Source organism: Limimaricola cinnabarinus (assembly GCF_002723615.1).
Classification (GTDB): Bacteria; Pseudomonadota; Alphaproteobacteria; order Rhodobacterales; family Rhodobacteraceae; genus Limimaricola; species Limimaricola cinnabarinus_B.
The window spans coordinates 20,237-36,096 of sequence record NZ_KZ304958.1 but is presented as its reverse complement, the minus strand read 5'-3'; the positions used below and the strand labels follow the sequence as shown (position 1 = coordinate 36,096).

Annotated in this window: 13 protein-coding genes; 1 reads left to right on the top strand and 12 read right to left on the bottom strand. The window is 67.5% G+C overall.

What is annotated here, in order from left to right; translation table 11 throughout:
• Positions 1–35: 35 nt before the first annotated feature.
• Complete coding sequence (gene uraH, locus CJ301_RS09690) at positions 36–389, bottom strand: hydroxyisourate hydrolase (protein WP_099276786.1); 354 nt, start codon at positions 387–389, stop codon at positions 36–38.
• Positions 390–523: 134 nt separating this feature from the next.
• A complete protein-coding gene (locus tag CJ301_RS09685; protein ID WP_099276784.1) occupies positions 524–1,801 on the bottom strand; it encodes a urate hydroxylase PuuD in 1,278 nt (425 codons plus the stop codon).
• 95 nt (positions 1,802–1,896) lie between these two features.
• On the opposite strand from CJ301_RS09685, the gene CJ301_RS09680 reads away from it, so the two are divergent.
• Complete coding sequence (locus CJ301_RS09680; RefSeq protein ID WP_099276782.1) at positions 1,897–2,868, top strand: LysR family transcriptional regulator; 972 nt, start codon at positions 1,897–1,899, stop codon at positions 2,866–2,868.
• On the opposite strand, the gene CJ301_RS09675 is transcribed toward CJ301_RS09680, so the two are convergent.
• The 10 genes from CJ301_RS09675 to CJ301_RS09630 form a co-directional block, all read right to left on the bottom strand.
• Complete coding sequence (locus CJ301_RS09675; RefSeq protein WP_099276780.1) at positions 2,819–3,331, bottom strand: AmiS/UreI family transporter; 513 nt, start codon at positions 3,329–3,331, stop codon at positions 2,819–2,821. The two genes, CJ301_RS09680 and CJ301_RS09675, sit on opposite strands and share 50 nt — an antisense overlap.
• A gap of 115 nt (positions 3,332–3,446) precedes the next feature.
• A complete protein-coding gene (locus tag CJ301_RS09670; RefSeq protein ID WP_099276778.1) occupies positions 3,447–4,943 on the bottom strand; it encodes a nucleobase:cation symporter-2 family protein in 1,497 nt (498 codons plus the stop codon).
• Between the two features lie 243 nt (positions 4,944–5,186).
• Entirely contained in the window at positions 5,187–7,466 is a 2,280-nt protein-coding gene (locus CJ301_RS09665) for an NADP-dependent malic enzyme (protein WP_099276776.1), read from the bottom strand.
• 12 nt (positions 7,467–7,478) lie between these two features.
• Positions 7,479–8,462 (bottom strand): type I glyceraldehyde-3-phosphate dehydrogenase, encoded by a 984-nt coding sequence (locus CJ301_RS09660; protein WP_099276774.1) that lies wholly within the window; start codon positions 8,460–8,462, stop codon positions 7,479–7,481.
• A gap of 3 nt (positions 8,463–8,465) precedes the next feature.
• Positions 8,466–9,431: an iminosuccinate reductase BhcD gene (bhcD, locus tag CJ301_RS09655; protein WP_099276772.1), complete on the bottom strand. Its 966-nt coding sequence runs from the start codon at positions 9,429–9,431 to the stop codon at positions 8,466–8,468.
• 65 nt (positions 9,432–9,496) lie between these two features.
• Positions 9,497–10,657, bottom strand: a complete 1,161-nt coding sequence (gene bhcC / locus CJ301_RS09650) for a 3-hydroxy-D-aspartate aldolase BhcC (protein ID WP_099276965.1) — start codon at positions 10,655–10,657, stop codon at positions 9,497–9,499.
• 11 nt (positions 10,658–10,668) lie between these two features.
• Positions 10,669–11,652, bottom strand: coding sequence for a beta-hydroxyaspartate dehydratase BhcB (gene bhcB, locus CJ301_RS09645; protein ID WP_099276770.1), 984 nt, complete (start codon positions 11,650–11,652; stop codon positions 10,669–10,671).
• Positions 11,652–12,842: an L-aspartate--glyoxylate aminotransferase BhcA gene (gene bhcA, locus CJ301_RS09640; RefSeq protein WP_099276768.1), complete on the bottom strand. Its 1,191-nt coding sequence runs from the start codon at positions 12,840–12,842 to the stop codon at positions 11,652–11,654. The genes bhcB and bhcA overlap by 1 nt, the downstream gene beginning before the upstream one ends.
• A gap of 393 nt (positions 12,843–13,235) precedes the next feature.
• Positions 13,236–14,048, bottom strand: coding sequence for an HTH-type transcriptional regulator BhcR (gene bhcR, locus CJ301_RS09635; RefSeq protein WP_254050118.1), 813 nt, complete (start codon positions 14,046–14,048; stop codon positions 13,236–13,238).
• Between the two features lie 122 nt (positions 14,049–14,170).
• Positions 14,171–15,604: a uracil-xanthine permease family protein gene (locus tag CJ301_RS09630; protein ID WP_099276764.1), complete on the bottom strand. Its 1,434-nt coding sequence runs from the start codon at positions 15,602–15,604 to the stop codon at positions 14,171–14,173.
• Positions 15,605–15,860: the final 256 nt, after the last annotated feature.

Sequence of the window (15,860 nt, the reverse complement as noted above, 5' to 3'; positions counted from 1 at the left end):
CGATGGCCGGCGCTGACCGGCCATCGCCCTCAGTCTCAGCTGCCGCGATAGGTCGAATAGCCGAAGGGCGAGACCAGGAGCGGCACGTGGTAATGATCCTGCCGCGACATGCCGAAGCGCAGCGGCACCGCGTCGAGAAAGCGCGGGCTCTCGGGTGCGACGCCGCAGCCATCGAGATAATCGCCCACCGCGAAGACCAGCTCGTAGGTGCCGGTCTCGAACTCCGCCTCGGGCAGGATCGGCGCATCGGTGCGGCCATCTTCGTTGGTGACCATCTCCTTGATCACCCGCCGCCTCTCCCCCTCGATCCGCGCGAGCGTGATCCGCACCCCCGCGGCGGGGCCGCCGCGCGCGGTGTCGAGAACATGGGTGGTCAGGTATCCGGGCATGAAGATGGCTCCTTTCGATCAGGTTCGTTCGGTGTATGCGGGCGCATGAGACAGGGCACCGGGCACGTCATCGCCCGAAAGCACGGCGCCGCCGGTCGATCCCTTCCCCCGGCAACCGGCGCCGGTCACGATGATCATGACCCCTGCCCGATCACGATCTCGCCCGTCTCCTCGACGGGGCGCGGGGTCTCGTCGGCCTGACGATACCAGCGCCGGATCGCCCGCCGATCCTCTTCGGGAAGCTCGGTGATGTTGGCGGGTGGCATCGCGTGGCTGACCCCCGCCTGCAGATAGATCTGCCGCGCCGCGCCCGCGATGTCGGCGCGGGTTTCGAGCAGTACCTCCTTGGGGGCCCAGCGGATGCCCTCCCAGACCGGCTCGCGCGCGTGGCACATGGAGCAGCGGCCGACCACGATCTGCTCCACCTCGTCGAAACCGGCGGCCTGGGCATAATGCAGCGCGCTGCCTTCCAGTTCGGCGGCCTCCGAGGTCTCGTACTCCTCGAACATGAACGGCGCGGTCGAGAGCCAGGCCAGCGTGATGAACAGGATGACCGTGACCGCCCAGGTCCAGCTCGGCGCCGCCTTCCGCTGGTGCATGGTGTTGAAGTAGTGCCGGATGCAGACCCCGATGAGAAACACCAGCGCCGCGATGATCCAGGCATGTTCGGTGCCGTAGGCCAGCGGGTAGTGGTTCGACAGCATCAGGAACAGGACCGGCAGGGTCAGGTAGTTGTTATGCGTGCTTCTCAGCTTGGCGATCTTGCCGTATTTCGGGTCGGGCTTGCGGCCCGCCTTCAGATCGGCGACCACGATGCGCTGGTTCGGCATGATGATGAAGAACACGTTGGCCGACATGATCGTCGCCGTGAAGGCGCCGAGATGCAGCAGCGCCGCGCGCCCGGTGAAGACCTGGTGATAGCCCCAGCTCATGACGACCAGCAGCACGAACAGAAGCAGCATGAGCGTGGTCGGCCTGTCGCCCAGGGGCGATTTGCACAGCCGGTCATAGACCAGCCAGCCGATGCTCAGCGACGCGCCCGAGATCGCGATGCCCTGCCAGACCGCGAGATCGGCCTTGGAGGGATCTATGAGATAAAGCTCCGCCCCGACCCAATAGACGATCATCAAAAGCGCCGCGCCCGAGAGCCAGGTCGCGTAGCTCTCCCATTTGAACCATGTCAGGTGGTCGGGCATCGCATCGGGGGCCACGAGATATTTGCGGATGTGGTAGAAGCCGCCGCCATGCACCTGCCACTCCTCGCCATCGGCGGGGCCGGAGATATTGCGGTTCAGCCCCAGATCCAGCGCCACGAAGTAGAAGCTCGATCCGATCCAGGCGATCGCGGTGATGACGTGCAACCAGCGGACCGCAAAGGCCAGCCAGTCCCAGATAATGGCCAGATCATACATTCGGCATCCTCCTCAAGATCGAGAAGACAGTACCGCGGGGCGCATTTTCTGTGTATCTTTGCCGATGAAGCATGACTGTCAAAAATAGATGAATAATGGCCTATCTAGACAATATCCGGACCTTCACGCGCATATACGAACTCGGCAGCATGTCGGCGGCGGCGCGGGATCAGCGTATCTCGGCGGCGGTGGCCTCGGCCCGCATCGCCCAGCTCGAGGAGCATCTCGGCGTGCGGCTGTTCCTGCGGACCACCCGCAGCCTGTCGCCGACGGAGCATGGCCAGATCTTCTACGAAGGCGCGCAGGATATCCTGGCCACGGTCGAGCGGGCGGAGGCCGCGGTCGACGACACCACCGAGAACCCGCGCGGCACGCTGCACATCGCGGCGCCCCTGGGTCTCGGGCGAAGGCTGATCGCGCCGCAGATCCCGCGGTTCTGCGAGGCCTATCCCTTGATCAACATTCGGCTGCGGCTCAGCGACCGCAAGGTCGACATCGCCACCGAGGGGCTCGACCTGGCCTTCATCCTCGGCCGGCCCGAAGACAGCAGCCTGCGCATCCGCAACATCGCCGATTGCCCGCGGGTGCTCTGCGCGAGCCCCGGCTACATCGCCCGCGCCGGCCATCCCACGGAAGGCCGCGAGATCGAGGGGGGCCGGCACAGCTGCCTCAACCTGCGCTTTCCCGGCGCGACCGAGTTCCAGTGGATGCTGTCGACGAGTGAGGGTCCGCGGCGGTTCGACGTGCGCGGCCGGCTCGAATCCGACGATGGCGACGTGCTGACCGATTGGGCGCTGGCCGATCAGGGCATCATCATGAAGCCGCTCATCGAGGTTGCGCCCTATCTCGAAAGCGGCGCCCTGGTGCAGGTCTGCGAGAAGACGCCTCCCTTGCCGGTGCAGCTCGCTTGCCTGTTCGTGCATCGCAGGCATCAGGACCCGAAGACGCGGCTGTTCATCGATTTTCTCGTCGAGGCGATTCAGCGCAGCTTCGGCAAGGACGGCACGAGCCGCGCGATCACGATCCCCAGCCGTTCAACAGGACAAGCCCCGGCAGCCAGCCGGTGAAGACGCCGCTGGCCAGCGTGGCCAGGGCGGTGACCCGAAGCAGGGGACGCCCGAGCGCCAGCAGCAGGAAATACATGAACCACAGCCCCGACCAGGCGGCCCAGTTCAGGCCCAGCCAAAGCGACATCGGCCCCTCTGCCGCCATCACGGCCTGCGCCGCCACCGGCAGCACGGTGAGCGAGACGAAAAGGCTGAACCAGCCCAGGCCACGGCCATCGGCGCCGGTCATCCGGTTGTAGGCGACCCAGAGATAGGTGGTGGTGAACAGCAAGGTCAGCGCCGCCGACCTGACCGCCGCCATCTCGGCCGCGCCGATCGCCGTCGCCACCGCCACCGCGGCGGTGACGGTCGCGGTCACGAGGTTGATCAGGACGATCTCTCGATCGTCGATGCGCCCGGTCATCCAGATGCCGTTCAGCACGAGGACGGCACCGACGAACAGCAGCGACAGGGGCAGGAGCATGGGGTCTATCCGGTGGCGGGACGGGCGGCGCCCGGTCCCGATGCGACGAGGGAGGCCGCATGGGCGGCCTCCCGGTGGTCCGGCGCTGCCGCGCCGCGTGTTGCCGCGCCCTGTTTCAGTGCGCTCCGTCGGAGGCCAGCGCGCTTTCGCGGGCCTGCGCCTCGGCTTCGGCCGAGGTGCCGTTGAACACGGCGTTGAGCAGCACCGCCGAAATCGAGGCCAGCAGGATGCCGCTGTCGATCAGCGGGTGGATCGCGTGGGGGATGTGCATCTTGAAGTCCGGCGCGATGAGCGGGATCATCCCGACACCGAGCGAGATCGCCACGATCAACCCGTTGAAGCGGTTCAGCTTGAAATCGACGCCGCCGAGAATGCGCACGCCGGTCGCCGCGACCATGCCGAACATCACCAGCCCGGCGCCGCCCAGCACCGCCACCGGCAGCGCCTCGACCAGCGCCCCCATCTTGGGGATCAGCCCCAGCACGATCATGATCGCGCCACCCATCACGCAGACATAGCGCGAGCGGATGCCGGTGACGCCGACGAGTCCGACATTCTGGCTGAACGAGGTGTAGGGAAAGGTGTTGAACAGACCGCCGATCAGGGTGCCCAAGCCATCCGTACGCAGCCCCGCCGAGAGCGTCGGACGCTCCAGCTTGCGCTCGCACATGTCCGACAGGGCAAGGAACATGCCGGTGGATTCGATCATCACCACGATCATCACCAGCGTCATGGTCAGGATCATCACCGGGTCGAAGATCGGCAGGCCGAAGCGGAACGGCGTGATCAGCTCGAACCAGTCGGCGGTCGCGACATGCTCGAAATGCATCATCCCGAGCGAGGCGGCGACGCTGCCCCCCACGACGATGCCCAAGAGCACCGAGATGTTCGACCAGAAGCCGCGGGCGAGCTTCATCACGAGGATGATCGTGCCGAGCACCACCGCCGAGATGGCGATGTTGACAGGCGCGGCATAGGCCGGGTTCTCGGCCGAGGGCGCGATGGCCAGGCCGCCGGGCATCTCGGGGGCGCCGGTCATGGCGCGCACCTGTTCGAGCCAGGCGGCATGGCTGGGATCGACGAGCTTGGGCGCGGTCGGACCGACCGGCAGGCCGAAGATCCAGTTGATGCCGATCCGCATCAGCGTCACGCCGATCACCAGGATGATCGTGCCGGTGACCACCGGCGGAAAGAAGCGCAGCATCCGGCTGACCAGCGGCGCGATCAGCATCGCGATCACGCCCGCGCCGATGATCGCGCCGAAGATCATCCGTGCCCCTTCGGTGCCCGGATTGGCGATCCCGATCGAGACCATCGGGCCGACGCTGGCAAAGGTCACCCCCATCATCACCGGCAGCCGCACCCCGAACCATTTCGACGCGCCGAGCGACTGGATGATGGTGACGAGACCGCAGACGAAAAGATCGGCCGAGATCAGGAAGGCCACCTGCTCGGAGTCGAGCCCCAGCACGCGGCCGATGATCAACGGCACCGCGATGGCGCCGGCATACATCACCAGAACATGCTGAAGCCCGAGCGTGAACAGCTTGCCCGGCGGGATCATCTCGTCGACCGCATCGCGGCCATCGGTCGTGTCACGGATTGTCGTCATTCAGTTCTCCTCCCGGGATTTGTCGTCGGCCAAGATATCGAACGCGTCTCCTCCACGCGTCCGAGCCGACGGGGCAATCGGGATCTCGATCCCGGATTTGCCCGAAAACCGTTTCCTCGGAACGTGCAACGCCAGCGGCCCGCTCCGGTAGGTCGGTTCTGTTTCAATTACCTTCGTCAAAAGTTTGAGAATGCCGTCACGCCGGGCCGGCCCCCCTTGGCCCGCCCGGCCTGCGCCGAGCGCTCAGCCGTAGCTCTCGACCGGCGTCGCGGCCAGCGCCGAGATGTTCAGCAGGCCGCGCACGGTGACGCCCGGCGTCACGATATGGGCGCGGTTGCCCATGCCCATGAGCACCGGCCCCACCTCGATGCCCTCGGCCATGGATTTCAGCAGGTTGCGCGCGGCACCCGCGGGCTCTGCGCCAGCATAGACTAGGATGTTGGCCCTGCCCCGCAGCCGGTTGCCCGGCAGGAGCCGCTCGCGCAGATCCGGGTCGAGCGCGGCATCGGTGTGCATCTCGCCCTCGTATTCGAAATCGGCCCCTTGCGCGTCGAGCAGCGCGATCGCATCCCGCGCGGCGCGGGCCGCGCGGCTGTCGAGGCTGCCGAATTGCGAGCCCGAGCACAGCGCGACCTTGGGCGCGAGGCCGAAGCGGCGCGCATGGCGGGCGCTGGCGATCATCGTTTGCGCGATCTGCCCGGCGTCAGGTTCGAGATGGACATGCGTGTCGGCCACGAAGAGCGGGCCGCGATCGAGCAGGATGAGCGACATCGCCCCCACCGGCTGCAGATGATCGCGCGCGAGCACCTCCGAGACGTATTTCAGGTGCCAGGAATAGGCGCCGACCGTGCCGCAGATCAGGCTGTCGGCCTCGCCGCGATGCACCATCACCGCCGCGATCGCGGTGCTGTTGGTGCGCAGGATCGCCTTGGCGAGATCCGGCGAGACGCCGCGCCGCGACATGATCGCGTGATAGCTGCCCCAGTAGTCTCGGTAGCGCTCGTCGCTCTCGGGGTTGACCAGATCGAAGGCCTCGCCCGGCTGCAGCGACAGCCCCTCGCGCTCGATCCGGGCCGCGACCACCTCGGGGCGGCCGACCAGGATCGGCCTTGCCATGCCTTCCTCGCGCATCGCCTGCACGGCGCGCAGCACGCGCGGCTCCTCGCCCTCGGCAAAGACGATGCGCCGACCGGCGCTGCGCGCCGCCTCGAACACCGGGCGCATCACCAGCGACGAGCGATGAACCTGCCCGCGCAGCCCCGCGGCATAGGCGTCGAGATCGAGATCGCGCGTCGCCACGCCGCTTTCGATCGCCGCACGGGCCACCGCGGTCGCGACCGTGGGCAGCAGCCGCGGGTCGAAGGGCTTGGGGATCAGGTAGTCGGGGCCGAAACTCAGCCGCTCGCCCTGATAGGCCGCGCCAAGCTCGGCGCTGGCCGGGGCGCGGGCCAGCCCGGCGATCGCCTCGACGCAGGCGATCTTCATCTCGTCATTGATCGTGGTCGCGCCCGCGTCGAGCGCGCCCCGGAAGATGAAGGGAAAGCACAATACGTTGTTGACCTGGTTGGGATAATCGCTGCGCCCGGTGGCGATCAGCGCGCCCGGTGCGGCGGCGCGCGCCGCCTCGGGCATGATCTCGGGCACCGGGTTGGCCAGCGCAAAGACGATCGGGTCGGGCGCCATCCGCGCCACCATCTCTGGCGTCAGCAGGCCGGGCCCGGAAACGCCCAGAAACAGGTCCGCCCCCTCCATCGCCTCCATGGTGCTGCGCATCTCCGTCCGTCGCGCGAACTCGGCCTTTTCCGGGGTCAGGTCCTCGCGCCCGTCATGCACGACGCCCTTGCTGTCGATCATGGTGATGTGCTCGGCCCGCGCGCCCATCACCATCAGCATCTTCAGGCAGGCGATCCCGGCGGCGCCTGCGCCGAGCGCCACGATGCGGATCTCCGCGAACCGCTTGCCGGTGATGCGCAGCGCGTTGCTGGCGGCGGCGGCGGCAACGATGGCGGTGCCGTGCTGGTCGTCATGAAAGACGGGAATGCCCATCCGCTCGCGGCAGATCTTCTCGACGATGAAGCAGTCGGGCGCCTTGATGTCTTCAAGGTTGATCGCGCCGAAGGTCGGCTCCAGCCGGCAGACCAGATCGGCGAGCCTTTCGGGGTCGGTCTCGTCCACCTCGATGTCGAAGCAGTCGATGCCGGCGAATTTCTTGAACAAGACCGCCTTGCCCTCCATCACCGGCTTGGAGGCCTGCGCGCCGATATTGCCCAGGCCCAGCACCGCCGTGCCGTTCGAGACCACGGCGACGAGGTTGCCCTTGGCGGTGTAGCGCCGCGCCAATGCCGGATCGGCGGCGATGTCGAGGCAGGGCTCGGCCACGCCGGGCGAATAGGCGCGGCTCAGATCGCGCCCCGTCGCCATCGGCTTGGTCGCGCGGATCTCCAGCTTTCCGGGCCGCGGCTCGGCATGATAATTCAGCGCCGCCTCGCGGTCGGCGGCGATCTTGGTGTCATCGAGCGACATGTTTCGTCTCCTTTACCGGCGCGCGCCCATGCGCAGCGCCAGATCGATCATCCGGTTGGAAAAGCCCCATTCATTGTCGTACCAGCCGAACAGGCGGCTCAGCTCGGGGCCGTGGCGGATCTCGGGGCCCGCCAGTATCAGGGATTCGGGCCGCGCCCGCAGGTCCGAGGAGACCAGCGGCCGGTCGGTCCAGCCAAGGACAGGCGACCCCGCCACCGCCGCGCGCAGCCGCGCGTCGATGTCGCCCCGGTCGCGCAGCCTGACGGTCAGATCGACCGCCGAGACGCTGGCCACCGGCACCCGCAGCGCGGTGCAGCTCACCCGCCCGGCCAGATCCGGCAGGACCAGGTCGGTCAGCCGCCCGGCCGAGGAGCTGGTCGGCACCATCGACAGCGCCGCCGCGCGGCTGCGCGCCGGATCGGCGCGCGGCGCGTCGACCGTGGGCTGCGCCCCGGTATAGCAATGCACCGTCGTCATGTGCCCGCCCTCGAGCCCGAACAGCCCGTCGATGAGCCGCAACAGCGGCGCGAGCGCGTTGGTCGTGCAGGAGCCGCAGGAGAGGATGCGCTGATCGGCCAGGATCCCGTCATTGGCACCAAGCACCACGGTCGCCTCCGCCGCCTCCGACGGGCCCGAGATCAGCACCCGCCCCGCCCCGGCCTTGAGCCCGCGCGCGGCCACGGCGGGGTCGTTCGCCCGGCCGGTGCATTCCAGAACCAGGTCGACCCCCGCAAGATCGAGCCGCGACAGGTCGGCCTCGTGGTGAAACGGGATCGCCCGCCCCTCGACCGAGAGCACCCCGTCGCCCGCCTCGATCCGGCCCGGAAAGGGGCCGAACACGCTGTCATATTCGAACAGGTAGGCGCAGCTGTCGAGCGGCGCGATGTCGTTGATGCAGGCGATCTCGATGCCGTCGTCGCGCCGCGCGGTCGCCAGCAGGCGCAGGATGCTGCGCCCGATCCGCCCGAAGCCGTTGATCGCGACGCGCAGGGCCATGACCTAGAACTCCACCTCGACGGCGACGCCCTTCTCGACCGCGAGATCGACCGCGGCGGAGGCGACGGCGAGGTCCTGAAGCCCGACGCCGGTGCCGTCGAACAGGGTGATCTCATCGGCCGAAGCCCGCCCCGGATGGGTGCCGTTGATGACGGCGCCCAGCTCGGCGATGTCGGCCTCGCGCAGGTGGCCATCCGCGATCGCGTGCTGCGCCTCGCCGAGGCTGACCGACTGCGCGATCTCGTCGGTGAAGACGCGTGTGCGGGCCAGCAGCGCCGCCTCGACCTCCTGCTTGCCCTTGGTGTCGGTGCCCATGCAGGCCAGATGCGTGCCGGGCCGGACCTGCGCGTCGCGCAGGATCGCGTCGAAGCTCGAGGTGATGGTGACGATCACGTCCGATTGCGCGCCCAGATCGTCGAGCGAGACGCTCTCGAAGGGCAGGCCCAGCTCGGCGGCGACCTTCGCCAGACGGTCGAGCTTTTCGGGGCTGCGGTTCCAGGCCACCACGCGCTCGAAACCGCGCTGCGCGGCAACCGCGCGCAGCTGGAACGCCGCCTGATGCCCCGCGCCGACGATGCCCAGCACCTTCGCGTCCTTTCGCGCCAGATGCGCGACCGAAACGGCGGCGGCGGCGGCGGTGCGCAGCGCGGTCAGCAGGTTGCCGCCCACCACGGCGCGGCATTTGCCGGTGTCGGCGTCGAACAGGAAGACGGTCGACTGGTGGTTGGTCAGGCCGCGCTCGGCATTGCCCGGCCAGTAGCCGCCCGATTTCAGCCCGAGATTCAGCCCCGCCCGGTCGAAGCCCGACTTGAAGCCGTAAAGCGCGTCGGCATGGCCGATCGCCTCGCGGATGACCGGGAAGTTGTAGGCCGATTTCGCCGCCATCGAGGCAAAGACCTGTTCGACCGCGTCGAAACTCGCCTCGGGGGTGATGAGGTCGGCGATGACCGCTTCGGGCACGATGATCATGGGAATGTCCTGTCGTTCGAATGGGCCGGGGGCGGCGCCCGCCCCCGGCGGTGCTTGGCGAAAGCTCAGTAGGCCTTGCCGCGCGCCGAGACCGGCCAGAGTGTCTCGACCTTGCCGTTCCGCACGCCGACATACCAGTCATGGACGTTGCAGGTCGGGTCGCAGTGACCGGGCACCAGCCGCAGCTTCTCGTTGATCTTCAGCACGCCCTCGGGGTCGGCCACCACGCCGTGCTCGTCCGAGCATTTGACGTATTCGACGTCCCTGCGCCCGTAGATGAAGGGCAGGCCGCTATCGACCGACTGCGCCTTGAGCCCCGCATCGACGATCGCCTTGTCGGCTTTGGCGTGGCTCATCACCGAGGTCAGGATGAACAGCGCGTTCTCCCATTCGCCCTGGTCGATGCGCTTGCCCTCCTTGTCATGGATGCGCCCGTAATCGGCGTCCATGAAGGCGTAGGAGCCGCATTGCAGCTCGTTGTAGACGCCCGAATTGCTCTCGAAGTAATAGCTGCCGGTGCCGCCGCCCGAGACCAGCTCGGGCTCCAGCCCCTCGGCCTTCAGCGCCTCGACCGCCTCGGTCACCTGCGCGATGGCGGCGTCGAGCTTGGCCTTGCGCTCCTCGAAGCTGTCGATGTGCTGCATCGCGCCCTGGTAGGCCTGCAGTCCGGTGAATTCGAGCCCCGGCGCCGCGTCGATCGCCTTGGCGATCTCGACCACCGCCTCGGTGGTGGTGACACCGCAGCGCCCGGCGCCGCAATCGATCTCGACGAAGCAGTGGATCACCGTGCCGTGCTTTTCGGCCGCGGCCGACAGGTCGGCCACGTTGTCCACGTCGTCGACGCAGACGATGATCTTCGAGCCGAGCTTGGGCAGCCGCGCCAGCCGGTCGATCTTGGCCGGGTCGCGCACCTGGTTCGACACCAGCACGTCCTTGATCCCGCCGCGCACGAAGACCTCGGCCTCCGAGACCTTCTGACAGCAGACGCCGACCGCGCCGCCAAGCTCTTCCTGAAGCTTCTGCACATCGACCGACTTGTGCATCTTGCCGTGGGAGCGGTGGCGCATGCCATGCGCCTTGGCGTAATCGCCCATCTTCCTGATGTTGCGCTCCAGCGCGTCGAGGTCGAGGATCAGGCAAGGCGTCTGGATCTCGCTTGCATCCATGCCCGGCAGGGCAGGCACGTCGAAACCGACTTCGAGGTCTTGGTGGGAATGGTCCTTCATGGCGTGGCCTTTCATTTCTGCATCCATGGCAGCTTGTTCAGATCGACATTGCCGCCGGTGATGACGACGCCGACGCGCTGGCCCGCGAAGACGTCCGGGTTCTTCAGGATGGTCGCGAGCGGCACCGCGCTCGATGGCTCCATCACGATCTTCATGCGCTTCCAGATCAGCTCCATCGCATCGACGATCTCGGCCTCCGAAGCGGTCAGGATGTCGGTCACGTGGTGCGACACGAAATGCCAGGTCAGATCCTTGAGCGGCACCTTCAGCCCGTCGGCGACGGTCTCGGGCGCGTCGTCGGCGATGATGTGGCCGGCGCGGAAGCTGCGCGCGGCATCGTCGGCCTGCTCGGGCTCGGCGGCATAGATCTTCACCTCGGGCGCGATGGTCGACAACGTCAGGCAGCTGCCCGAGATCATGCCGCCGCCGCCGATCGGCGCGACGACGCAATCGAGCCCGCCGCCCCTCTCGCCCATCTGCTCCATCAGCTCGCGCGCGCAGGTCCCCTGCCCCGCGATCACGCGCGGGTCGTTGTAGGGATGCACGAAATCGGCGCCGGTCTCTTCCTGCACGCGGGCGAAGTACTCTTCGCGCGAGGAGGTCGAGGGCTCGCATTCGGTGATGATGCCGCCATAGCCGCGCACCGCGTCCTTCTTGGCCTGCGGCGCGGTGCGCGGCATGACCACGTGGCACGGGATGCCGCGCCGCCCGGCGGCATAGCTGAGCGACAGCGCGTGGTTGCCCGAGCTGTGGGTCGCCACGCCGCGCCTGGCCTGTTCGTCCGAAAGGCCGAACACCGCGTTCGAGGCGCCGCGCACCTTGAAGGCGCCGGCCTTCTGGAAGTTCTCGCATTTGAAGAACAGCTCGCAGCCGGCGAGGTCGTTCAGATGCGACGAGGTCAGAACCGGGGTGCGGTGGACATGGGGGCGGATGCGCTCATGCGCGGCCTTCACGTCCTCATAGGTCGGGATGGGCATCTCGCATTGATCCTTCATCACGCCGCCGCCTCGGCCGGGGCGGCCTTGCCATGGCGGTAATGCTCCTGCGCCGCCGCCACGCCCGAGCCGAGCGTGATCGGCAGGCCGAGATCGACCATGACCATCTCCGCGACCCCGAGGCCCGACAGCATCATCGCGTCGGTGAGCGAACCCAGATGGCCGATGCGGAACACCTTGCCCGCCACCTCGCCCAGCCCGACGCCGAAGGCCATGCCGTAGCGTTCGGCCGCGACGGTGACGATGTCGGTGGCATCATGGCCCTCGGGCGTGCGCACCGCCGTCACCGTGTCGGAATAGAGATCCGGCGAGACGGCGCAGAGCTCCAGCCCCCAGGCGCCGACCGCCCGGCGCACGCCCTCCGCGATCCGGTGGTGGCGGGCATGGACCTCGTCGAGCCCCTCTTCGAGCAGCATGTCGAGCGACAGCTTCAGCCCGTTCATCAGCCCGACGGGCGGCGTGTAGGGAAAGGCATTGGCGGCGTAGCCCTTCATCATGTCGCGCACGTCGAAGAAGGTCCGCGGCAGCCGCGCCGTTTCCACCGCCTTCATCGCCTTGTCGGAAAAGCCGAGAATGGCGAGGCCCGCGGGCAGCATGAAGCCCTTCTGGCTGCCGGTGACGGCGATATCGACGCCCCAATCGTCGAAGCGGAATTCCATCGAGGCAATCGAGCTGACGCCATCGACGAAGAGCAGCGCCGGGTGCCCCGCCGCGTCGAGCGCGCGGCGCACGGCGGCGATGTCCGAGCGCACGCCCGTCGCGGTCTCGTTATGCGTGGCGAGCACGACCTTGATCTCATGCGCGGTATCGGCGCGCAGGATCTCCTCGTAGCGATCGGCGGGAATACCCTCGCCCCAGGCCGCCTCGACCACCGTGACATCCAGCCCGTGGCGCTGGCACATGTCGATCCAGCGATGGCTGAACATGCCGTTGCGCGCGGCCAGAACGCCGTCGCCCGGCGAAAGGGTGTTGGTCAGCGCCGTTTCCCAGCCGCCGGTGCCGGTCGAGGGAAAGATGAAGATCTTCGCGCTCTCGGATCTCAGCACCTTTCGCACGCCGTCGAGGCAGGGATGCAGGATCTTTCCGAAAACCGGCGAACGATGATCGATCGTCGGCATGTAACAGGCCTGGCGCAGCGCCTCCGGCATGTTGGTCGGACCTGGAATGAAGACCGGGTTCTGAAAGCTCATCCTATCCTCCATGGAGTGCCTTGGAGAGAGGTTAGGATGCGCCAACCGAGCCGTATATATTTTTGAAATCGTTTTTCCTTTTCGCATTATTAAGATAAATTAAATTATATCAGTGCCTTGCATTTTTCACTCGCCGCGGGCCGTGGCCGGCCGTATGTTTATGACTTTCTTGATTTTCCAGATGATCGGGCTGGAGCCGAAGGATATCGCCGAAACCGGGATCGGCCGCGCCTTGGGGCAGATGCGGTTTGCGCCGCCGTGGCGCGGGGCCGTGCAGGCGCGGCAGGGCACCCCGGTTGCAGAAAGCAGCCCGGCCCGATCGGCAGCGCGGCCTTGCGCATCACTGGCAACCGACCGGCTTGTTCCTGCGTGGTCTCGATCGCGGCGCAAGGATCAGCGCGCTTGCGCGATGCCCCCGATCGCCCGCGTCAGCTGCGCCGCGGCCTCTCGCACCGCTTCGGTCAGCCGGGGCAGATCCGTATCGGCAAGCCGGGCCACCGGCCCGGAGACCGACAGCCCTGCCACCGCTTCGCCTTGCGCATCGCAGACCGCCGCCGCGATGCAGCGCATGCCCTCGTTGCGCTCCTCGTCATCGACGGCATAGCCCCGCGCGGCGCAGCGGTCGAGATCGGCGATCAGGGCGGCGCGATCGGTCAGGCTGCGGGGCGTGAAGCGTTCGAGCGGGTGCGCATCGAGAATACGGTCGCGCCGCGCCGGATCGAACGTGCAGAGCAATGCCTTCCCGATCCCCGAGGCATGCATCGCCGAGACGGTTCCCGGCGGAAAGAAGGCCCGGATATGCGCATGCGTCTCGACCTGGTTGAGAAACAGCACCTGCCCGCCGCGCTCGACGCCGAGATTGGCGGTTTCGCCCGTCTCCTCCATCAGGCGGCGCAGGATCGGCCGGGCCCGATCGACGAGATTGGTGCGGCGCAGAAAGGTCGACCCCAACCGGAACGCGCCGGACCCCATGTGCCAGATCTGCCCGTCCTCTTCGAACTCGACCAGATCGCGCGCCTCGAGCGTCAACAATACGCGGTAGAGCGTGGAGGGCGATTCATCGAGATCGGCGGCCAGCAGCGACAATGTCGTGCCGCCCGCGCCGATCCTTTCGAGCACATCGATGGCCCGATCGAGCGATTTGATCGCCGGTGGTCTTGTATCCTTGAGGCTGCCGCGCGGGCGCCCCCGGCGCCGTGGGGTCATCGGCTCTGTCTGCATCGCTCCGGCCCTCCCTGCCGCTGTCATCCGTGTCGGCGCAAGCTGGTGCAGCTTCATGGCAAGACGCCAGCCCGTCGAGGGCTGGCGTCCGGTTCTCGAAGGCGGCTTCAGTGCCGGGGCGTTTCGGGCGGCATCATCCGCGCATTCGGGTCCGGCACCGGCGGAAAGGTCTCCTCGGCGAGCGTTTCCGGCAGGAGCAGGTTCAGCGCGATGGCGATGAAGGCCGCGGGCAGAAGGCCCGATGTCAGCAGGACCCGCGCCGTCTCCGGCAGGTATTGCACCGCCTGCGGTTCGAGTTGCAGACCGAGGCCAAGGCTCAGCGACACCGCGAAGATCACCATGTTGCGCTTGTTCCAGTCGACCTCCGACAGCATCGACACGCCGGCGGCGACGACCATGCCGAACATCACGATCACGCCGCCGCCCAGCACCTCGATCGGAACGGTGCGGATCACCCCGCCGACCTTGGGCACCAGCCCGCAGACGATCAGGAAGATCGCGTCGCAGGTGACGACGTGGCGGCTCATCACGCCGGTCATGGCGATCAGGCCGACATTCTGGCTGAACGAGGTGTTGGGCAGGCCGCCGAACACGCCGGCGACGGCGGTGCCGAGGCCGTCGGCGAAGGTCGCGCCCTCGATCTCGCGGTCGGTCGCCTCGCGCCCCGCGCCGCCCTTGGTGATGCCCGACACGTCGCCCACCGTCTCGACCGCCGAAACGAAGGCCATCAGGCAGAAGCCCAGGATCGCGGCGACGGTGAAGTCGATGCCGTAGCGGAAGGGATCGGGCAGGGCGAAGGCGGCGGCGTTGTTCCACGACCCGGCGATCGCCTCGGGCGTCAGGATGCCGACGGCCAGCGCGTAGAAATAGCCCGCGATCAGGCCGATCAGCACCGCCGAGACCGCAAGCATGCCGCGGGTGAAGAATTTGAGCCCGAGCGTCACGAGGATGACCACGAAGGCGGCCGACCAGTTGAGCGCCGAGCCGTATTCGGCCGCGCCGGAGGCCTTGGCCGGCACACCGCCCGCCGCGTATTGGATGCCGACCTGCACCAGGGCGAGACCGATCAGCGTCACCACGAGGCCGGTGACGAGCGGCGGAAGCGCAAAGCGGATGCGCCCGATGACGAGGCCGAGGCTGGCATGGAACAGCCCCCCCACGATGATGCCGCCGTAAAGCGCGGCGAGGCCGTCCACCCCCTTGCCGGCCACCAGCGGGATCATCACCGGCAGGAAGGCAAACGAGGTGCCCTGCACGATCGGCAGCGCCGCGCCGACGCGCCCCACGGTGATCGTCTGCAACAGCGTGGCGAGGCCCGCGAAGAGCATCGACATCTGGATCAGGTAGAGCAGCTCGGGAAAATCGGGCGAGTTGGAGCCGAAACCGAAGCCCGCCGCGCCCGCGACGATGATGGCCGGGGTGACATTGGCCACGAACATGGCGAGCACGTGCTGGATTCCCAGCGGGATCGCCTTGTAGAGCGGCGGCGTGAAATTGGGATCGCGGAGTTGCTCCGGTGTCCCAATGGAAGTGTCAGCCATGGTGTCCTCCCTCTCGGCTGCGACGGGACCGATCTTGACGCCGGTTCCATCTCTGTCGCTCGATGACATGCAAGCGCATCGAGCCGCGGTCTCGCAAAGGGGGTGATCCGGGTGGGCCGTGTTCGCTCAAGGCCAAGCGCCGCGCAAGGCGATGCCGCGATATTCGAACCGGTTACCGGTAGAGGCTGCGGATCATGTCGAAATCTCCCTGCGATCAACAAAGCCTACCCCAATGCCGCCGCGCATATCTTGAAGA